This window comes from Nitrospirota bacterium, assembly GCA_023229435.1.
GTDB lineage: Bacteria > Nitrospirota > UBA9217 > UBA9217 > UBA9217 > JALNZF01.
In genome coordinates this window covers 233,854-250,106 of sequence record JALNZF010000002.1, presented here as the reverse complement: position 1 = coordinate 250,106, position 16,253 = coordinate 233,854, and the positions used below count along the sequence as shown (strand labels likewise).

17 protein-coding genes and 3 tRNA genes are annotated in these 16,253 nt (G+C 53.0%); 16 read left to right on the top strand and 4 right to left on the bottom strand.

Annotation, left to right across the window (positions count from 1 at the left end; genetic code table 11):
* The first annotated feature begins 17 nt into the window (after window positions 1-17).
* Window positions 18-719, top strand: coding sequence for a SurA N-terminal domain-containing protein (locus tag M0R70_02740; GenBank protein ID MCK9418276.1), 702 nt, complete (start codon window positions 18-20; stop codon window positions 717-719).
* Window positions 720-727: 8 nt separating this feature from the next.
* Window positions 728-1,687 carry a peptidyl-prolyl cis-trans isomerase gene (locus M0R70_02735; protein MCK9418275.1) on the top strand — a complete coding sequence of 320 codons (960 nt, stop codon included), beginning with the start codon at window positions 728-730 and terminating at the stop codon, window positions 1,685-1,687.
* Window positions 1,688-1,796: 109 nt separating this feature from the next.
* Here the strand turns inward: M0R70_02735 and M0R70_02730 are convergent, their stop codons facing one another.
* Window positions 1,797-2,867 (bottom strand): CapA family protein, encoded by a 1,071-nt coding sequence (locus M0R70_02730; protein MCK9418274.1) that lies wholly within the window; start codon window positions 2,865-2,867, stop codon window positions 1,797-1,799.
* A 79-nt stretch (window positions 2,868-2,946) separates the two neighbouring features.
* Between M0R70_02730 and M0R70_02725 the strand changes: the two genes are divergently transcribed.
* The 8 genes from M0R70_02725 to M0R70_02690 all read left to right on the top strand — a co-directional run bounded on the left by M0R70_02725 (window position 2,947) and on the right by M0R70_02690 (window position 9,943).
* Window positions 2,947-3,885 carry a peptidylprolyl isomerase gene (locus tag M0R70_02725; GenBank protein ID MCK9418273.1) on the top strand — a complete coding sequence of 313 codons (939 nt, stop codon included), beginning with the start codon at window positions 2,947-2,949 and terminating at the stop codon, window positions 3,883-3,885.
* 204 nt (window positions 3,886-4,089) lie between these two features.
* Window positions 4,090-5,253 (top strand): class I SAM-dependent rRNA methyltransferase, encoded by a 1,164-nt coding sequence (locus M0R70_02720; GenBank protein MCK9418272.1) that lies wholly within the window; start codon window positions 4,090-4,092, stop codon window positions 5,251-5,253.
* Window positions 5,254-5,369: 116 nt separating this feature from the next.
* Window positions 5,370-5,444: transfer RNA gene (locus M0R70_02715), tRNA-Val, on the top strand.
* 234 nt (window positions 5,445-5,678) lie between these two features.
* Window positions 5,679-6,029 carry a nucleotide pyrophosphohydrolase gene (locus tag M0R70_02710; GenBank protein ID MCK9418271.1) on the top strand — a complete coding sequence of 117 codons (351 nt, stop codon included), beginning with the start codon at window positions 5,679-5,681 and terminating at the stop codon, window positions 6,027-6,029.
* A gap of 61 nt (window positions 6,030-6,090) precedes the next feature.
* Complete coding sequence (gene dinD, locus M0R70_02705) at window positions 6,091-6,954, top strand: DNA damage-inducible protein D (GenBank protein ID MCK9418270.1); 864 nt, start codon at window positions 6,091-6,093, stop codon at window positions 6,952-6,954.
* A gap of 689 nt (window positions 6,955-7,643) precedes the next feature.
* Window positions 7,644-7,889: a DUF4433 domain-containing protein gene (locus tag M0R70_02700; protein MCK9418269.1), complete on the top strand. Its 246-nt coding sequence runs from the start codon at window positions 7,644-7,646 to the stop codon at window positions 7,887-7,889.
* A 33-nt stretch (window positions 7,890-7,922) separates the two neighbouring features.
* On the top strand, window positions 7,923-8,996 hold the full coding sequence (locus M0R70_02695) for a virulence RhuM family protein (protein ID MCK9418268.1): 1,074 nt from the start codon (window positions 7,923-7,925) through the stop codon (window positions 8,994-8,996).
* 137 nt (window positions 8,997-9,133) lie between these two features.
* A complete protein-coding gene (locus M0R70_02690) occupies window positions 9,134-9,943 on the top strand; it encodes a 4Fe-4S binding protein (protein ID MCK9418267.1) in 810 nt (269 codons plus the stop codon).
* Between the two features lie 79 nt (window positions 9,944-10,022).
* On the opposite strand, the gene M0R70_02685 is transcribed toward M0R70_02690, so the two are convergent.
* Together M0R70_02685 and M0R70_02680 are read right to left on the bottom strand one after the other, a co-directional pair.
* Window positions 10,023-10,223, bottom strand: a complete 201-nt coding sequence (locus tag M0R70_02685) for a cold-shock protein (GenBank protein ID MCK9418266.1) — start codon at window positions 10,221-10,223, stop codon at window positions 10,023-10,025.
* Between the two features lie 219 nt (window positions 10,224-10,442).
* Window positions 10,443-10,853: a PilZ domain-containing protein gene (locus tag M0R70_02680; GenBank protein MCK9418265.1), complete on the bottom strand. Its 411-nt coding sequence runs from the start codon at window positions 10,851-10,853 to the stop codon at window positions 10,443-10,445.
* 183 nt (window positions 10,854-11,036) lie between these two features.
* Between M0R70_02680 and M0R70_02675 the strand changes: the two genes are divergently transcribed.
* Window positions 11,037-12,068 carry a hypothetical protein gene (locus tag M0R70_02675; protein MCK9418264.1) on the top strand — a complete coding sequence of 344 codons (1,032 nt, stop codon included), beginning with the start codon at window positions 11,037-11,039 and terminating at the stop codon, window positions 12,066-12,068.
* Window positions 12,068-12,898 (top strand): DUF3108 domain-containing protein, encoded by an 831-nt coding sequence (locus M0R70_02670; GenBank protein MCK9418263.1) that lies wholly within the window; start codon window positions 12,068-12,070, stop codon window positions 12,896-12,898. The genes M0R70_02675 and M0R70_02670 overlap by 1 nt, the downstream gene beginning before the upstream one ends.
* Before the next feature lie 122 nt (window positions 12,899-13,020).
* On the opposite strand, the gene dksA is transcribed toward M0R70_02670, so the two are convergent.
* Window positions 13,021-13,389, bottom strand: a complete 369-nt coding sequence (gene dksA / locus M0R70_02665) for an RNA polymerase-binding protein DksA (protein ID MCK9418262.1) — start codon at window positions 13,387-13,389, stop codon at window positions 13,021-13,023.
* A 173-nt stretch (window positions 13,390-13,562) separates the two neighbouring features.
* Between dksA and M0R70_02660 the strand changes: the two genes are divergently transcribed.
* From M0R70_02660 to M0R70_02645, 4 genes are all read left to right on the top strand, one after another.
* On the top strand, window positions 13,563-14,795 hold the full coding sequence (locus M0R70_02660) for an HD domain-containing protein (protein MCK9418261.1): 1,233 nt from the start codon (window positions 13,563-13,565) through the stop codon (window positions 14,793-14,795).
* A gap of 130 nt (window positions 14,796-14,925) precedes the next feature.
* Window positions 14,926-15,609 carry a Smr/MutS family protein gene (locus tag M0R70_02655; protein ID MCK9418260.1) on the top strand — a complete coding sequence of 228 codons (684 nt, stop codon included), beginning with the start codon at window positions 14,926-14,928 and terminating at the stop codon, window positions 15,607-15,609.
* Window positions 15,610-15,905: 296 nt separating this feature from the next.
* Window positions 15,906-15,979 (top strand) — tRNA-Gln (locus tag M0R70_02650).
* Between the two features lie 130 nt (window positions 15,980-16,109).
* Window positions 16,110-16,185 (top strand) — tRNA-Glu (locus M0R70_02645).
* The last annotated feature ends 68 nt before the right edge of the window (window positions 16,186-16,253 follow it).

The following is a 16,253-nucleotide window of genomic DNA, read 5'->3' as shown; positions in this document are numbered from 1 at the left end:
TTTGAGGAGATCATTTCATGAAAAAGTTCAGCACGATACCCCTGTTATTAATCCTTGCGTTTTCCCTCACAATGTCCGGTTGCAACAAGGGCGAGGATGGCGCGGTTCTGGCCAAGGTGAACCGCGGCACCATCACCGCGTCGGATTTCAAAAAACAGATCGAGGAACTGGCGCCCCAGATGCAGCAGGCCATCCTGGCCGATCCCAAGGCCCGCAAGGAGTTCCTCGAAGACCTGATCGGGATCGAGGTCGTGATCCAGGAAGCGAAGCGACAGGGGCTGGACAAGGACGCGGAGTATAAAAAGCGGCAGGAGCAGCTCAAAAAGGAACTGGAGAGGCGGGTCCAGGAAGAGGCGAAGAACGATCTCTTCAACAGCCTGTTAAAGAAGGAGCTGGGCGACAAGATGAGCAAGGTGACCCCGCCTTCGGACAAGGAAGTGCAGGACTATTTCACCCAGAACAAGGACAAGATCTTCAAGGCAGCGGGAAAACAGGTCAGCCTGAAAGATATCGGGCAGCAGCTCAAGTTGAGAATGACGCAGGAAAAGCGGCGGGACCTGTACCTTGAGTACGCGAAAGGCCTCAAAGCCAAGGCCAAGATATCGGTTGACGACAAGGCCATGGACACGGCAATGGCCGAACTCAACAAGCCCGCGGACCTGTCCAATCTGACCGTGACGAAGGTCCCCGCAGCGGGAAAAGAAGAAACAAAAAAATAGCGGCTGCGATGAATATCCCGCGTCTCACGAAATATCTGGCCCCGGTGCTGTTGCTGGGGCTTCTCTTTTTTGCCTGTAAGAAAAAGGTGGAGGAGAAGTCACAGAACAGTACCGTTGCGACGGTCTCCGCCGACGTCAGGGTCGTGGCGACGGTGAACGGGGACCCTATCACACTCGCAGAATTTCAGGAACGATTCGGCCGCACCGGGATTAAACCCGAGCGCGAAGCCGAACTCGAGATCAAGGTGGAGTTCCTCAACAGGCTTATCGAACGCAAGATGATGCTCGGCGAGGCCCAGCGGAAGCGGATCAAGGTCGGGTTGCCCGAGATCGACAAAAAAATGGAAGCGCTTCGCATGGAATACGGACAAGACATTAAGGACCTGCTCGCAAGCCAGGGCATTGACTTTGAAAAGTGGAAGTCGGACATCTGGGAAGAAATCATGATCGATCGGCTGATCGCGCGCGAAGTGAACCGGCACATAGCCGTGGCGCCGTCCGATGTGCGGCGGTATTACCAGGCCAATGCCCGGGAGTTCGAGAGGCCTGAGCGGGTCCGTGTGCGCCAGATCGTGGTTGCCACCGAGGAGGAGGCCAGAAAGGTTGAGGAACTCCTGCAGGCCGGAACCGACTTCGCCACCCTTGCGCGCGAGAAGTCAACGGCACCCGAGGCCGAGCGCGGCGGTGATCTGGGCTATTTTGCCATGGGAGAAATGCCGGCTGAGTTCAACGTAGTCTTCGGGCTGCCCAAGGGCGGTATCAGCGGGATCGTGAAGAGCCCGTATGGGTTCCACGTTTTTAAACTTGAGGAGAAGCGGGGAGCCGGCAGGATGGGTCTTGACGAAGTTTCTCATGGCATAGCCGAGAAGCTGCAGCGGGAAAAAGAGGACACGCGGTACAAACAGTGGCTCAAGGAGCTTCGCGCGCGGACAAAGTTCGAGGTGAATTATAAGGCGCTGGAGCAGTGAGGCGGGATGAGCGAAATTGGAGAAGGGGAGACGGGAAAATAGAGAGGCAAAGCGCAAAGGGCATAGAGCAAACCCCTATGCGCCATGCGCTATGCACCATGCCATTTTTTTACCGAGTCCCCGTTTCAGCGCTTTTCAAGGATGGCGCAAGCAGGATCGTCCCGCGGTCATTCGCAATGTCCAGTTTTGTCTTGAACCGTTCCGATGCGGCATTGATGCTCTCAAGCACTTCCCGGGCAGGTTTGCCCCGCAGAATGCGGGGCCGGTATTTTACCCGGTAGTTGTTCACATCCAGCGGCACTGCCTCAACCCGCGAAAGGCTCTTGCCCTGAAAAGTCAAAAGGAGTAGTATGCTCGCGTTCGTGTTGTTGCTCTCGGACCCGAACACGAAATTGCCGAGACTGTAAGCGATGATGCGGCCCTGGTACACCTCCAGCTCCTGCAATACGTGGGGGTGGTGGCCGAGCACGAGATCGGCTCCCCAGTCGATAGCCTTGCGGCCCAATTCGACCTGATAGTCCTTGGCCGCGGTCATGAGTTCCGCTCCCCAGTGGAACGAGACCACGACCAGGTCCGCCGAGGACCTTGCCTTTTCGATGTCGGCCCTCACAAAGTCGTCGTACCCCGGGGCGGTGCCGGGCCTGCCTGCCGATGCGAAGAATTCGAGCGGAAAGGTAAGTGAGTACGAGAGAAAGGCGATCGTCCTCCCCTTGACCTTCAGAAAGGCCGGGGAGCGGGCGTCATCGAGGTCCATACCGGCTCCGGTGTGAAGGATATCGTTCTCATCCAGGACCGTGAGCGTGTCCCTGAGCGCGAGGGGGCCGAAGTCCATTGAATGATTGTTCGCGAGCGTCACCACCCGGATGCCGGCCTTCTTGAGTGCCTGGGCGGCGATCGGCCCGGCGCGGAGCGTGAACTTCTTGTTCTCCACAGCAATGCCCCGGGTGGAGATCGCAGACTCAAGATTGCCCACCGCCACATCGGCATTCGAGAGAAACGGCATCACCTCCGCAAAGGGGTAGTCCGGGCCGAAATCATTGAGCATTGGCTCGGCCCGTCCGCCAAGCATCAGGTCGCCGACCGCGGCAATGGTGATCTCGTCCTGCACCGGCTGTTCAGCGGCAGCGGCGGGAAGGATGAGGGCGAGAACAAGGATGAACGTAACAGCGAATTTTTTCATAACCGGTGTGAATAATAATCAACTCGCCGCCAAAAGGCAACAGGAAAAGGCGGAAAGAGACAACGCAGGGAGCGGAATCATGAAAAAAAATCTAATTACAGTATTTGCAATGATCGGGATTTTTTGCACGAACGCCATGCCGGGTAGTGCGAGCGGGTCGGTTGTCGTGGACCGGGTGGTCGCGGTGGTGAACGACGAGATCATCACCATGAGCGACCTCCAGCGCGAGGAGGCGTTGAAGAAGAACGATGTCGCGCGCGACGATCGGCTGGTCCTCGAGGACATGATCGACCGGAAGCTTCAGATGGCGGCTGCGAAGCGCGAGGGCGTGGATGTTACGGACAAAGAGCTTACCGACGCCGTCGCCGATATCATAAAACGGAACAATATGGATATGATGCAATTCGGCGTGGCACTGTCCAAAGAGGGGCTTACGCTCGAACAATACCGGGCCGAGCTCCGGGAGCAGATCACGCTTTCGCGTTTGTTCAACAAATACGTTCGCTCCGGTGTTAATGTGGACGAGGCAGAGGCCCGTGCTTTCTACCGGAATAATCAGAAGACGTATTCACTGCCGGAAGAGATCCGGGTGCGGCAGATTTTCCTGACTGTGCCGGACAAGGCGACGCCGGAACAGGCTGCGGCGATCAAGGAGAAGGCGCAATCCGTTCATGCGCGCATCCAAAAAGGCGAGGATTTCATCAAACTTGTCCGCGAGGTCTCGCAGGGCGCGACTGCGTCCCAGGACGGCGATCTTGGGTTCATGCAGCGAGGGGACGCGTTGCCTGAGATACAGCAAGCGGCACAGGCTCTCAAACCCGGCGACAGTTCAAGCCCTTTCCAGTGTGCCGGCGGCTACAATATCATCAAACTCGAAGAGATACGGACGCCGGTCCGACCTTTTGAAAAGGTAAAGGACGAGATCATGAAGACCCTCTACGAGCAGAAGGTGGAGAACACCTACCGAAGCTGGCTGCAGGCGCTCAGGGGCGATTCGCATATCGAGAATAGATTATAGGAATATCGCAGAGGGCAAAGAGCGAAAAGCAAAACAGAATTAATGCAAACGCATAAAATATTGTTACATGTAGGGCAAGGCTTTAGCCTTGCTTTAAGCAACCCTGAAGGGTTACCCTACAAATGATATAACAATAATTATTACGTTTGCTATAGTTGATTCAGACGCTCTGCGCCATGCTCTCTGCGCGATGCCTCTCCCCTCATGAAAACCGTCAAACTCAAGCAAAAAGAAGAACGCCGCATCCTTCGCGGACACCCCTGGGTGTTCAGCAACGAGCTCGATCGCTCCCCCGTTGAATTCACACCCGGCGAGATCGTCGATGTGCTGGACAGCATGGGCCGTTTCCTCGGCCGGGGCTATATCAATCCGCACTCGCTCATCGCCGTACGCCTTCTCACGAGAACACAGGAAGAGATCAACGTTGGTTTTTTTAGAAGGCGGATCTCCGCTGCCCGCAGTCTGCGGACCATGCTTGGGTTCGGCGATTCCTTTCGCGCGGTCTTCAGCGAAGGCGACAATCTGCCCGGTCTCATTGTCGACAAATACGCCGACGCGCTGGTGGTTCAGTCCTCAACCGCGGGGATCGATGGGATGCTGAACGAGATCCTTGACGCGCTGAGGGAAGAATACGCGCCCGAGGCGATCATACTCAGAAACGACACCGCATCGCGCGAGCTCGAAGGTCTTGCCCGGGAAACGCGAGTGGCGCACGGGGCAATTTCCGGGCCGGTGACGTTCGAGGAATCCGGAATCAAATACCGTGTCGATGTTCTCGAAGGACAGAAGACCGGGTTCTTTTTCGACCAGCGCGAGAACCGGCTGGCGCTCAAAGGGTATGTGCAGGGCAGGCGCACGCTCGACTGTTTCTGCTACGTGGGCGCCTGGGCGCTCTCCGCGGCGCGCTTTGGCGCAACGGAGGTCATCGGGCTTGACTCGTCGGAGAAGGCGATCGCACTGGCAACGGAAAACGCCGCACTGAACGGCCTGTCGGTGCAGTTTAAAAAAGCCGATGTCTTTGATGAGCTCCGCGTCCTCGAAAAGCAGCGGGAACGTTTCGGCTGCATCGTCCTTGATCCGCCCGCGTTCGTGAAGAGCAGGGCAAAGGTGCGCGAGGGGCTCAAGGGATACAAGGAAATAAACCTGCGCGCCATGAAGCTGCTCGAGCCGGGCGGCGCGCTCGTGACCTGTTCCTGCTCGCATCATATAGATCAGGAACTCTTCCGGGAAATGCTGATCGACGCGGCCTACTCGGCAGGGCGGCAGGCGAGGCTTCTGGAAATGCGCTCCCAGGCCCGGGACCATCCGGCCCTGCTTGCGGCAAAGGAAACGCAGTATCTGAAGTGCGCGATTTTAATGGTAGATTAAAAAGATGATCATGACTCTTGGCTCATAGTCAAACCAACAGCTATGAACTATCAGCAATGAGCCGGTTTTTTATCTTGACGAACCGGCGTGCCCTGTGTTAAAAAGTATCCGTTCCCGGGCGATTAGCTCAGCGGGAGAGCACTGCCTTCACACGGCAGGGGTCGCAGGTTCAAACCCTGCATCGCCCACCATAAATTTACAAAGGGGTTAGCATACAACTGCTAACTCCTTTTTATTTTACCCATCTCTTTTTTTACCCCGTAGCAGCTCTCGTGCGGATAAAATATCTCAAGCGACAAAGACAATATGAATTACGATGCCCACGTAATGCGTTACGGAGTGCGATGATTCGAGGCTGGACTTATTCAGCCACTTGTAGTAATGTTTTTAAATATTTGAGAGATTAGCTATAGTCGGGGAAGGGCATGGCTGATTTAGAATCCATCCAGAAAAAGATCATCGCATTCCGGAACGAGCGCGACTGGGCTCAATTCCACGACCCCAAAAACCTCGCTGAAGCCCTCTCCATTGAAGCGGGTGAACTGCTTGAGAACTTCCTTTGGAAGACCACCGAGAAGTCTCGCAATCTTACCGCAGAAGAACTCAAGAACGTAAAAGAAGAACTGGCAGATATCTTTATCTTTCTTACTTATCTCAGTGAGGAATACAAGATCGACTTGCTGACGGAAGTGGAAAAGAAAATCGCGGTGAATGAGGCGAAGTACCCGGTAGAGAAGGCGAAGGGGTCGGCCAAGAAATATTCGGCATTGGATTGAGAGTGGCGATTTCGGGACCTTGACTTTAGGCTTCCTGTGATTTTTTGTGAGGAGAGATTTCATGAAGCAAGAGATTATCATATCGCTGAGCAAAACATTCGAAGAATCGGCCTATGAACAGGACGGTGTTGAATACTGGCTTGCAAGGGATCTTCAGGTTTTGTTGGAATACAGCGAATGGCGCAACTTCGTACAGGTTGTTGACAAGGCAAAAATAGCCTGTAAAAATGCTGGTCAGAGCACTGCCGATCATTTTGTTGACGTCAACAAAATGATCGAATTGGGCAAGGGGGCTCAAAGAGAAATTGACGACATAATGCTGACGCGTTATGCTTCTTATCTGATAGCGCAGAATGGAGACCCTCGTAAAGAACGGATAGCTTTTGCTCAAAGCTACTTCGCGCTTCAGACGCGCAAGCAGGAACTGCTGGAAGAGCGTATTGCCCTTACCGAACGTCTGCAGGCCAGGGAAAAACTGGTTGCGACCGAGACCGAGCTGTCTAAAATCATTTATGATCGCGGCGTCGACGGTCAAGGATTCGGGCGCATACGGAGCAAGGGCGATCAGGCGCTTTTCGGCGGCCACACGACAATGCAGATGAAAAAGAAGATGGGGATTCCCGACAACAGACCTCTTGCCGATTTTCTGCCGACCATCACCATCAAGGCAAAGGACCTGGCCACTGAAATCACTAATTTCAATGTAACCAAAAAAGACCTCCACGGCGAAAGCGGCATTACATTCGAGCATGTTAAGAATAACACGGATGTGCGAAACCTGTTGGCCAAGAGCGGCATAGAGCCTGAAAGCCTGTTGCCGGAAGAAGACATTAAGAAACTTGAACGTCGTGTAAAAGCGCATGATAAAAAGCTTGTCAACGGCGTTCAAAAGCTCAAGAGCATTGATGGTGGCGAAGAGCATTAGCGGGTTCCTAAATGGGTGATGACCATTTTAAGAAAATGATTCTTGCGTTTATCAAGAAGTATGGTTCTGCGAGTAGGCAAGATTTAGACAAGCTGCTGGTAGATAAGCTTTCGGATATATTAGATGAAAAGCAAAAAAGGAACAAAATAAGCAATTTGCTGTCGCAAATGTCTAAAAAGGACAGGACCATTAAAAATAGGGGTTCTGACAAAAGTCCGAAATGGATCTTAGCATGACGTTTTATTTGTAAAATTTGTATTAATATTTGTAAGTTAATTGAAACGCCTTATAACTGTTTGATCGAACAGGAAAAAATGGGATCTGCCCAAGACCTTCCTCGCCGGCTCGGACGATTCCGCTACGCAAGCAAGGCGCAGTTGGCGCTCCAATTTCTGAGTGCGGGACGGGGACGTAGTTGCACCCGTTGCGTAGCGGGATTTAGAGAAAAAGAATGACCCCAATGCTGACACCACCACCCTTGAAAAACAGAACGACGAAATGGTCTATGCCCTCTATGGCCTCACGCCTGAACATCTCGGGGCCGTTGTGTCCCGAGTGTCTTTTCTCTTGATTGATAGTGCACTGTCTCACATAAAGGTACGATAGGACTCCCTTGATGACGTTGAGGTTGTCGAGGAAACGGAATTGGAAGCGGAGGAGAGCACGGATAATGTGGAGGCTGAAGAAGTATGAGCGAAGCACCTGACAGACCGAAAATCTATCATATTACCCATGTGGATAATCTATCGTCTGTTCTGGCTGCTGGCGGGCTTGAATCAGATGCAAGGCGGCTTGCTCAGGAAGCTGGGCACACGACTATCGGCATGACGGAGATCAAACAGCGCAGGTTGACGCTGGAGGTTGATTGCCACCCAGGAACCAAAGTCGGCGGGGATTCCCTTGGTAATGTTGTTCCTACTGTACATTCTTTTTGACCAGATAATATTCAAAACGATGTAAGGGGGGATATGAAAAAGAAGGACCCGGAAAAAAATAAAGACCTAGTGTCTACGGAAAGTTCGTTTTTGCTTTATACAACAGAAGACGGTAAAACCCGCATTCAAGTAAAACTGCAGGATGAAACCGTATGGCTTACCCAAAGACTTATGGCAGAATTATTTCGGATATCGGTTCCAACGGTTAACGAGCATATAAAGACTATCTATAAAGACGGCGAACTGATTCCTGATGCAACTATTCGGAAATTCCGAATAGTTCAACCCGAAGGGGTAAGAGCTGTTTCCCGTGAGGTTGATTTTTACAACCTCGATATAATTATTTCCGTAGGCTATCGGGTCAACAGCCTGCGCGGCACGCAATTCCGTATCTGGGCCACACAGCGTCTGCGGGAATATATCATTAAAGGCTTCACCATGGATGACGAGCGGCTTAAACAGGCGGGCGGTGGCAATTACTTTGACGAACTGCTTGCAAGAATCCGCGATATACGTTCATCGGAAAAGGTGTTCTGGCGCAAGGTGCTGGATATTTACGCAACCAGCATTGACTACACCCCGGACGCAGTCATTTCGCAAGAATTTTTCAGAATAATTCAAAATAAAATGCACTGGGCTGCGCACGGCCATACAGCGGCTGAGATCATTGATAAGCGGGCTGATTCAGCATTGCCCAATATGGGACTGACTTCGTGGACAGGAACAACTCCCCGTAAAGATGATGTTACCGTTGCCAAAAACTATCTGAACGAAAAAGAGCTGAATCTGCTAAATCGCATTGTTACCGCCTATCTTGAATTTGCCGAGCTTCAGGCGCTGGAACACAAGCCCATGTACATGAAAGACTGGATAGCCAAACTCGATGACTTTCTCAAACTCAGCGGAAGAGAGCTTTTGAATCATGCCGGAAAAATCAGCCATGATGACGCAACAACAAAGGCGCTTGCCGAACTTCAAATATATCGCCAGTTGCATTTGAATGATCCATCCCCAGTAGATCGACATTTCATTGAAGCGATAAAAGAGGTGGAGGTTCTTGAAAAGGAATCAAAGAAGGCCAAGAAAAAGGGCGGAAATAAAGAATGAAACTGAAATTTGAGACTCCTTTGGTGACATTCTAACTGTGCATTCTTCTTATCTGATGGCCAGATCGAAAGCGTAAAAAGCATTCATAGAACCAACCAAAATTATTCACGTAACCCATTTATTATGAGGATGGAACCATGTGCGACCTCTGCACCAAACACGGCGATGGCAGGATCTGGTATAAGAACGCGAGAAATTATGCCGAGGATCTCCTGTCAGACCTTGAACGCCGCCGGTATATCGAGAACTTTCTGACCACCGCGTTCAGCGAAGGGTTTCAGACTCTCGGAAGGCTCGAGACCATCTACAAGAAAAAAGGCAGGCTTCCGGAAGCGGTCAAGAATGCCATGGTCGCCAAGGCAAAGGCGGAGCATTTCGGCCAGGTGCTGCCTATCGAGGAGATCAGCGAGGTGGTGCGTCAGGCCAGGACCGTGGTACGCATGCCCTGTGCCTGCAGGTGGAACATCGGGAAAAAAGAGGAGCGTTGCTGCTACGCGGTGAGCTACGGGCCCGAGGCATGGTACCAGGGCATCGATATGGGATATTTCGGCATGGCTTCGGATGAGGGCCTCGAATCGCTCTCTCCGGACACGGCTATCGCACAAATGAAGGCAATGGAGGCGGACGGGTCGGTCCATACCATCTGGACCATGATGACGCCGTTCATCGGGGCGATCTGCAATTGTTCTCCTGATGAGTGTCTTGCCATGAGGACCCTGTCACGGACCAGTGTCGAGACCATGGAGCGGGCCGAGTATGTGGCGAACGTCGATGAAGAGCTCTGCACCGGGTGCGGGCTCTGTGATGCGCAATGTCACTTTCACGCGATCGAGAGCGTGACCCGAAACGGCATATCTTGTGCCCGCATTGATCCGCACAACTGTTTTGGCTGCGGCCTGTGCCGCAGGGCTTGTAGTACCGGGGCTATCTCGCTTGTGTTGCGATAGGTGAGAACGGGGAGAGTAAAACAATAAAAAAAGCAGGTCCTGAATGAACAGGACCTGCTTGATAGGTTAATGCGCAGACTTACAGCTTTACAACATTGGCTGCCTTGGGGCCTTTGGGCGAGTCGACAACGTCGAACTGCACTTGCTGGCCTTCAGCCAACGACTTAAAGCCGCTGTCCTGAATATCGCCGAAATGGACGAACACATCGCCGCCCTTTTCGCGGGTAATGAATCCAAAGCCTTTGGAATCATTGAACCACTTTACCGTACCTGTTTCCATGGTGAGCTACCTCCTTCTTGGGAATTGAAGCTCACGGAAAAGGCCAAAAAAATCCGCAAAGCCTAACGTACTTTGCGGTTACCCTACAAATACATCCGGAACTTCTGAAAGACATAATGGCACTTCCGAACCGTAATGTCAAGGATTATTATTTAAATAAAAAGTGGTCACCCACCGCGTGCAGAGGACAGGGAATTCAACGGCGGCGGAAAATCGCTCTCAGTACGTTGCGTTTTTGACCGCGTCAAGAAGCGAGGCGATGGTCTTATCAGGGTCCTGGAGCGTCTGGTAAAGGGGCGCTTGTTTAACCTGTTTCTGGAGGTACGCTTCCTCTTCAGGGGACAAGACGACAAATTGGATGCCTGCTCGGTAGCGGTCGCTGTTCGGCTTGCTCCAGATGAGCACGCCGTATTTCTGGCCGCCGATTTGTTCCTTGAAACAGATCAGGCCGGGATCGATCCGCTCGCTTGACTCAACCCCCACGCCGATCACGCTGATATCCACGATCCGGACAACGTGTTCCGTCCGCGTGGGCAGGTCGAAGGAGATGACGTCCAGGGAGTAGGTGCGATGTGAGGTGACGCGATACCGCTGGATTCCCTGGCTCCGTTTTTCTCCCCACGTAATCACGAAAAGCGTTCCTCCACAGGGTGCTATGACCGGCTGCTCTAGTTATATCAAAAAACTGACCCGGTGTGAAGAAAAAAATGCGACCCGTCCTTTTTTTGGGTGTCCCCACTATCCGGCATTCCCCTTGACCCCGTCACGACAAATCGGTATTATATCATTCAGGCGTCCCATGCCGTAATCCCCATGACAGCAGACAAAACCATATTCGGCCTCCGGTTCCGTTCGAATGAAAAACTCCAGCCCTCGATCGACGGGCTCAGGATCTTCCTCGACAGCCCAAAGAAGGAAGGCAAGGGAAAGCTGCACGGCGACGACCTGGCCGCGTACCGAGATCTGCTCAAGGCCGTCGAGTCCTTTGAACATGACCAGAAGAAAGACGTTCGCAACTGGATGCTCTTTACCGTGCTTGATCACTCCCACCTTGTCAAACCCGCCCTGAAATCGGCCGTGGAGCAGTATAAATATCATATGCATAACCTGTCCGAACTCGACCTTAAAAAGCCGTCAGCCTTCATCAAGTCCGCCGAAGAAGAGATCTCCAGGCTTAATCCGAAAAAGAAGGACGAAGCTGCGCGAAAAGAACGACTCCTGGGAATGGTCAAAGATCGGAAGCAGGCCCTCGACGCTCTGAAGAAGCACTGGTTCGCGCTGGCCGAAGAGTTGAGCCATATCATCGCGTACCTCAGGGACAATCTCACCAAGATCGAAAAGCTATCCGAAGAGTCGATCGCCGTCCTGGTGAGCGACCAGATTAACAGAAAGAAACAGGATGACCTGATCGAGGACATAAAAACGCAGTTCAAGGAGCGCCTTCGGGAGTCCCTGCGCCAGGGTACCATCACCAGGGAGCAGCTCGAAGCGGCGAAGGAAGAGGTCGCCGGTCTTTCGAAACGGACCGCGGATCTCATGCGGGCAGACATCTATACGCTGACCGAGCTGTACGAGACCATCCACGAATACAGCGGGACGGCGTCTCGCGAGCTCGACAGAATGATGGGCGAGATCGAGACAAAAAATCATGCCAGCTTCGATGACGACCTGGAGCTCTACACACAGGTTGAAAATACTCTGATATTGCTCACCGGCAGCTGCCGCTTTGAGATAAAGGCAACCGACATCGGCGCCGAGACAGAGCATGACCTGATCCTGAGTGAAAAAAGAAAAGAGATGCTCGACCACCTTTTTGATCTGTTGCGAAAGGGGTCCTCGTCCTGATGAATCTGCAGAGGGTATTTCACCATGGTCACAGGTTGGGGGTTGCGACGGCGCTGTGTTTCCTGACCCTGGGATTGATGTCGGTGCCCCGTGTGTTCAGCGCGGAAGAACGAACAACCGCCGTTACCTCACCTCGCATCCGGGCATTTACGCCGGGCGAAACACTGACCTATGAGATCAGTTGGTCGAAAATCGTCACGGCAGGGACCGCGGTCATGGAGGTCAAAGAGGAAAGACTGCCAAACGGGAGAAAGGTCTTCAGGTTCATCGCAACATCCCGCTCCGTGGGCGTGGTGGACAAGGTCTATCCGGTGAACGACAGGGTCCAGAGCCTCTTTGACCCGCAGATCATGCAAAGTCTTTCGTTCGATCTCAGCGAGAGCCACGGTAAGAGAAAGAGACGCCACACGCTGACCTTCGACCATGCAAGCCGAACAGTCGTCAGTACGGTGAACGCCGATCCGCCGCAGACCCTGACCATTCCAGAGAAGGTACAGGATGCCCTGTCGTCGCTCTTCTATCTCCGGACCATGGAAGACTTCACGATCGGCAAGACCCATGTCATCGATGTCCACGACAGCGGCAAAAACTGGTCCGTCGAGGTCCTTACCCTGGGCAGGGAAAAGGTGAAGACGCATGCCGGGGAGTTCAACACGATCAAGGTCAAGACCTTTCCCCGGTACGAGGGTGTCTTCATGAATAAGGGGGAAATCTTTATCTGGCTTACCGACGACAGCCGGAAGCTGCCGGTGCTCATGAAAAGCACGATCTCGATCGGGTCCATCGTGACCACCCTGACGGACATGAAGCTGGGAGAGGTTGCGCGTTGATGTCATCGCTGCCCCGCATTGCTTTTCAGAAAAACAAAAAAGGGGTCAGCCGATAACCGGCCAACCCCTTTTCATCATACGTATCAAAAGATATTTACGGGAAGGTCCCGTGGCGCGATTCCCTACCCCGCCTGCAGCTTCTCTTCTTCTTCCTGGCGGGTCTTGCAGTCAATGCACAGGGTGGTTACCGGCCTGGCCTCCAGCCGTTTCATGCTGATTTGTTCTCCGCATGACTCACAGACACCGTACACGCCGCTGTCGATGCGCGAAATGGCATCGTCGATCTTCTTGAGCAGTTTCTGCTCTCTCCCCCGCAGCCTGAGGACGAAGTTATTGTCGAGTTCGGCCACAGCCTGGTCCGTGGGGTCGGGAAAGCTTTCTTTTTCCGAGCTGATTTTGCTTGTCAGCGTGTGTTCCGCTTCGGCAAGAAGGTCCTGCCGCTGTTTGATGAGCTTCTTTTTTATTATCAGAAGTTTCGAATCCGCTACCATTCCACAACCTTTCCATAACAGTATAAAAGGGCTGTTACCGCCGAGGTGGCGATGCAGCCCTTTGAGATTTAATGGTGTACTATATCAAAAAAGCCCGCATGAGTCAATTGTTAAATAGCAGGGTCGCCGCATTCGCTGATTGACAAATTAGGGCGATATCGATACTATTAAACATGCCGAGCGAAAAACAGATGCTCAATATGATCATGAGACTGGGCGTGGAGCTCACCGAGGTGAAGGATGTCGATGTGCTTCTTGAACGGATCCTTCGCGAGGCTCGCCAGCTTGTCACCGCTGATGCAGGATCGATCTATATTAAGGAAAAGGACACGTTAAAGTTCAGCTATACCCAGAACGATACGCAGCAGAAAAAGCTCTCGCCCGGCAGGAAGCTGATCTATTCCACCTTCTCGATACCCATCAACAACCAGACGATCTCGGGCTACGTGGCGAACACCGGTGAATCCGTGAACATCCCGGATGCCTACAAGCTCCGCTCCGGTCTGCCCTATTCGTTCAGCAAGTCTTACGATGACCTCTCGGGGTACCGGACCCAGTCCATGCTGACATTCCCGCTCAAGACCAACCGCGGCGATACCATCGGCGTTCTCCAGCTTATCAATGCGAAGGATTCCAAGGGCAGGGTCGTTCCCTTCTCGAAAAAGGACGAGCCCCTGATCCTGCACTTTGCCAATATGGCCGCGGTGGCCATCGAACGGGCACAGATGACCCGGGCCATGATCCTCCGTACCATCAAAATGGCGGAACTGCGCGACCCCATGGAAACGGGCGCCCATGTGAACCGCGTCGCGTCCTATGCGGTTGCGATCTATGAGGTGTGGGCCGGGAAGCAGGGCGTTCCCGAAGTTGTGATCGATAAGAACCGCGACATCCTCCGCATGGCGGCCATGCTCCATGATGTGGGCAAGGTGGCGATCTCCGATTCGATCCTGAAAAAGCCGGGCCGACTCGACGATACTGAGCGCGATGTCATGAAGCAGCACACCATTCTGGGCGCGCGGCTGTTTTCCGAAAAATATTCCGAGTTCGATGAAATGGCGGCGGTCGTTGCCCTCACGCATCATGAGAAATGGGACGGGACGGGTTATCCGGGGCATGTGAACGTCAGTGACGGCCAGGTGCTTCCGGGCTACGAGATGAGCGATGGAACGGCGCGGCCCATAAAAGGGGAGGAGATCCCCATATTCGGAAGGATCGTTGCTCTTGCCGACGTGTATGACGCCCTCGGATCACACCGGGCGTATAAAGAGCGGTGGGACGAGACGCAGATCCTTGAGGAGTTGAAGGCCTGTTCCGGCACCTTCTTCGATCCGGAGATCGTTGAATTGTTTTTATCCTGCATGGACACGATCCGCAGCATCGGCGAGAGGTATCCCAACCATTAATTTCCCGAATACTTCGGATTTAAACAAGATTAACATAATGAGCGGTATTTCCGATTGATCTTTATTCTGAACAGCTTGTTGAAGAACGCCTATGGTTCCAGCTCATCGAGCTGGTTCCTCAAATCCGCATATGAAAAAAAGCAAACCCCCGGCTTGGCCACAACCGGATTTTAAAAACACACCGTTCACGTCCCTGAAAGGCCGTGTTCCCGCAACAGCCGGATCTTCAAAAAAAAGCACAACGCCCCTGGTGCGCAAGAAGAACAACAGCAGCACCGATGAAGACGATGCCTCGCTCTTTCTTCGCGCAACAGAGGGAGCAAAGAGATTCGGTCAAGCTCCTGACGCGCACGATCTCTCGGCTACCCGGCAGGCCCCTGTGGAAACCACGGTCCGCGCGCCGGAAGACAGCCGGCTTTTTCTCGTTGCCATGCAGAAGATCGGAACGACCTTCGGCGATAGAGTACCTGAGCGGGAACTTGAAGATGCGGAGCGACGGTCACCGACGAGCAGAATGCGGCAGCTGAAACGCGGTACGATCCGAATCAGCCGGGAGCTTGATCTCCACGGCTTTCTCAAGGACGAGGCACTTATGCGGCTTGAGCAGTTTGTTGCCGATGCATACAGCGGAGGGCAGCAGGCGGTGCTCGTGATCACGGGTAAGGGCATCAATTCTCCCGAGGGCCCGGTATTGCAGGGGGCTGTGGCCGAGTGGCTGAGGAAAAAGGGGAAGGGGCTTGTTGCGGAGTTTTCACCGGCGCCGCGCGCGCTGGGAGGGAACGGTGCCTTTGCGGTGTTCTTGAAGAAGCAGTGATCACCACTCGGGAAAACGGGCATTTTTCTGTTGTTACGACACAGGTCCCTGGAATATATCGTACGTTAAGCAAGGAGGTAACGGTGACGAAGCCCGTATCGTCAAGCGGTCAACGGTAACGTAAAAGACGTATGGCGTTACCGAATACCGAAACAGGCATCGTAACCGTTGCGGATGTCCTGAGTGTTTTCACGATGTAATCCAGTCCGCAAGGGATGCTGAACTACAGGGAAAATCGGGTTTTTGCCCTTGACAGGCGCTTGTGATTTGGATATAGTGCTGGGGCTGTGAACGACTGGGGGATCGTCCAGTGGTAGGACGGCAGGCTCTGAACCTGTCTACGGGGGTTCGAATCCTCCTCCCCCAACCATGTAACGACCTATTGTAAAATGAAGATTGGAAATTGCAAATTGGAAATTGTTGCAATCCGATCAGGCTTTTTCATTTTACAATCTTCAATATGCAATCTCCAATTTCCAATCTGACGCTTCACCAAGCATGGTCCCATCGTCTAGCGGCCTAGGACGCTGGCCTCTCACGCCGGAGACACGGGTTCGATTCCCGTTGGGACCACCATCTTAATAAAACAAATCCTTACTAAAAATCTATTTGATTTTCCGGCCCTGATGTGACGTGTTCACGTT

Excerpts from the sequence above, each read along its gene's own strand:
- M0R70_02740 (MCK9418276.1), top strand. The coding sequence starts at position 18 with ATGAAAAAGTTCAGCACGATACCCCTGTTATTAATCCTTGCGTTTTCC.
- M0R70_02735 (MCK9418275.1), top strand. The coding sequence starts at position 728 with ATGAATATCCCGCGTCTCACGAAATATCTGGCCCCGGTGCTGTTGCTG.
- M0R70_02730 (MCK9418274.1), bottom strand. The coding sequence starts at position 2,867 with ATGAAAAAATTCGCTGTTACGTTCATCCTTGTTCTCGCCCTCATCCTT.
- M0R70_02725 (MCK9418273.1), top strand. The coding sequence starts at position 2,947 with ATGAAAAAAAATCTAATTACAGTATTTGCAATGATCGGGATTTTTTGC.
- M0R70_02720 (MCK9418272.1), top strand. The coding sequence starts at position 4,090 with ATGAAAACCGTCAAACTCAAGCAAAAAGAAGAACGCCGCATCCTTCGC.
- M0R70_02710 (MCK9418271.1), top strand. The coding sequence starts at position 5,679 with ATGGCTGATTTAGAATCCATCCAGAAAAAGATCATCGCATTCCGGAAC.
- dinD (MCK9418270.1), top strand. The coding sequence starts at position 6,091 with ATGAAGCAAGAGATTATCATATCGCTGAGCAAAACATTCGAAGAATCG.
- M0R70_02700 (MCK9418269.1), top strand. The coding sequence starts at position 7,644 with ATGAGCGAAGCACCTGACAGACCGAAAATCTATCATATTACCCATGTG.
- M0R70_02695 (MCK9418268.1), top strand. The coding sequence starts at position 7,923 with ATGAAAAAGAAGGACCCGGAAAAAAATAAAGACCTAGTGTCTACGGAA.
- M0R70_02690 (MCK9418267.1), top strand. The coding sequence starts at position 9,134 with ATGTGCGACCTCTGCACCAAACACGGCGATGGCAGGATCTGGTATAAG.
- M0R70_02685 (MCK9418266.1), bottom strand. The coding sequence starts at position 10,223 with ATGGAAACAGGTACGGTAAAGTGGTTCAATGATTCCAAAGGCTTTGGA.
- M0R70_02675 (MCK9418264.1), top strand. The coding sequence starts at position 11,037 with ATGACAGCAGACAAAACCATATTCGGCCTCCGGTTCCGTTCGAATGAA.
- M0R70_02670 (MCK9418263.1), top strand. The coding sequence starts at position 12,068 with ATGAATCTGCAGAGGGTATTTCACCATGGTCACAGGTTGGGGGTTGCG.
- dksA (MCK9418262.1), bottom strand. The coding sequence starts at position 13,389 with ATGGTAGCGGATTCGAAACTTCTGATAATAAAAAAGAAGCTCATCAAA.
- M0R70_02660 (MCK9418261.1), top strand. The coding sequence starts at position 13,563 with ATGCCGAGCGAAAAACAGATGCTCAATATGATCATGAGACTGGGCGTG.
- M0R70_02655 (MCK9418260.1), top strand. The coding sequence starts at position 14,926 with ATGAAAAAAAGCAAACCCCCGGCTTGGCCACAACCGGATTTTAAAAAC.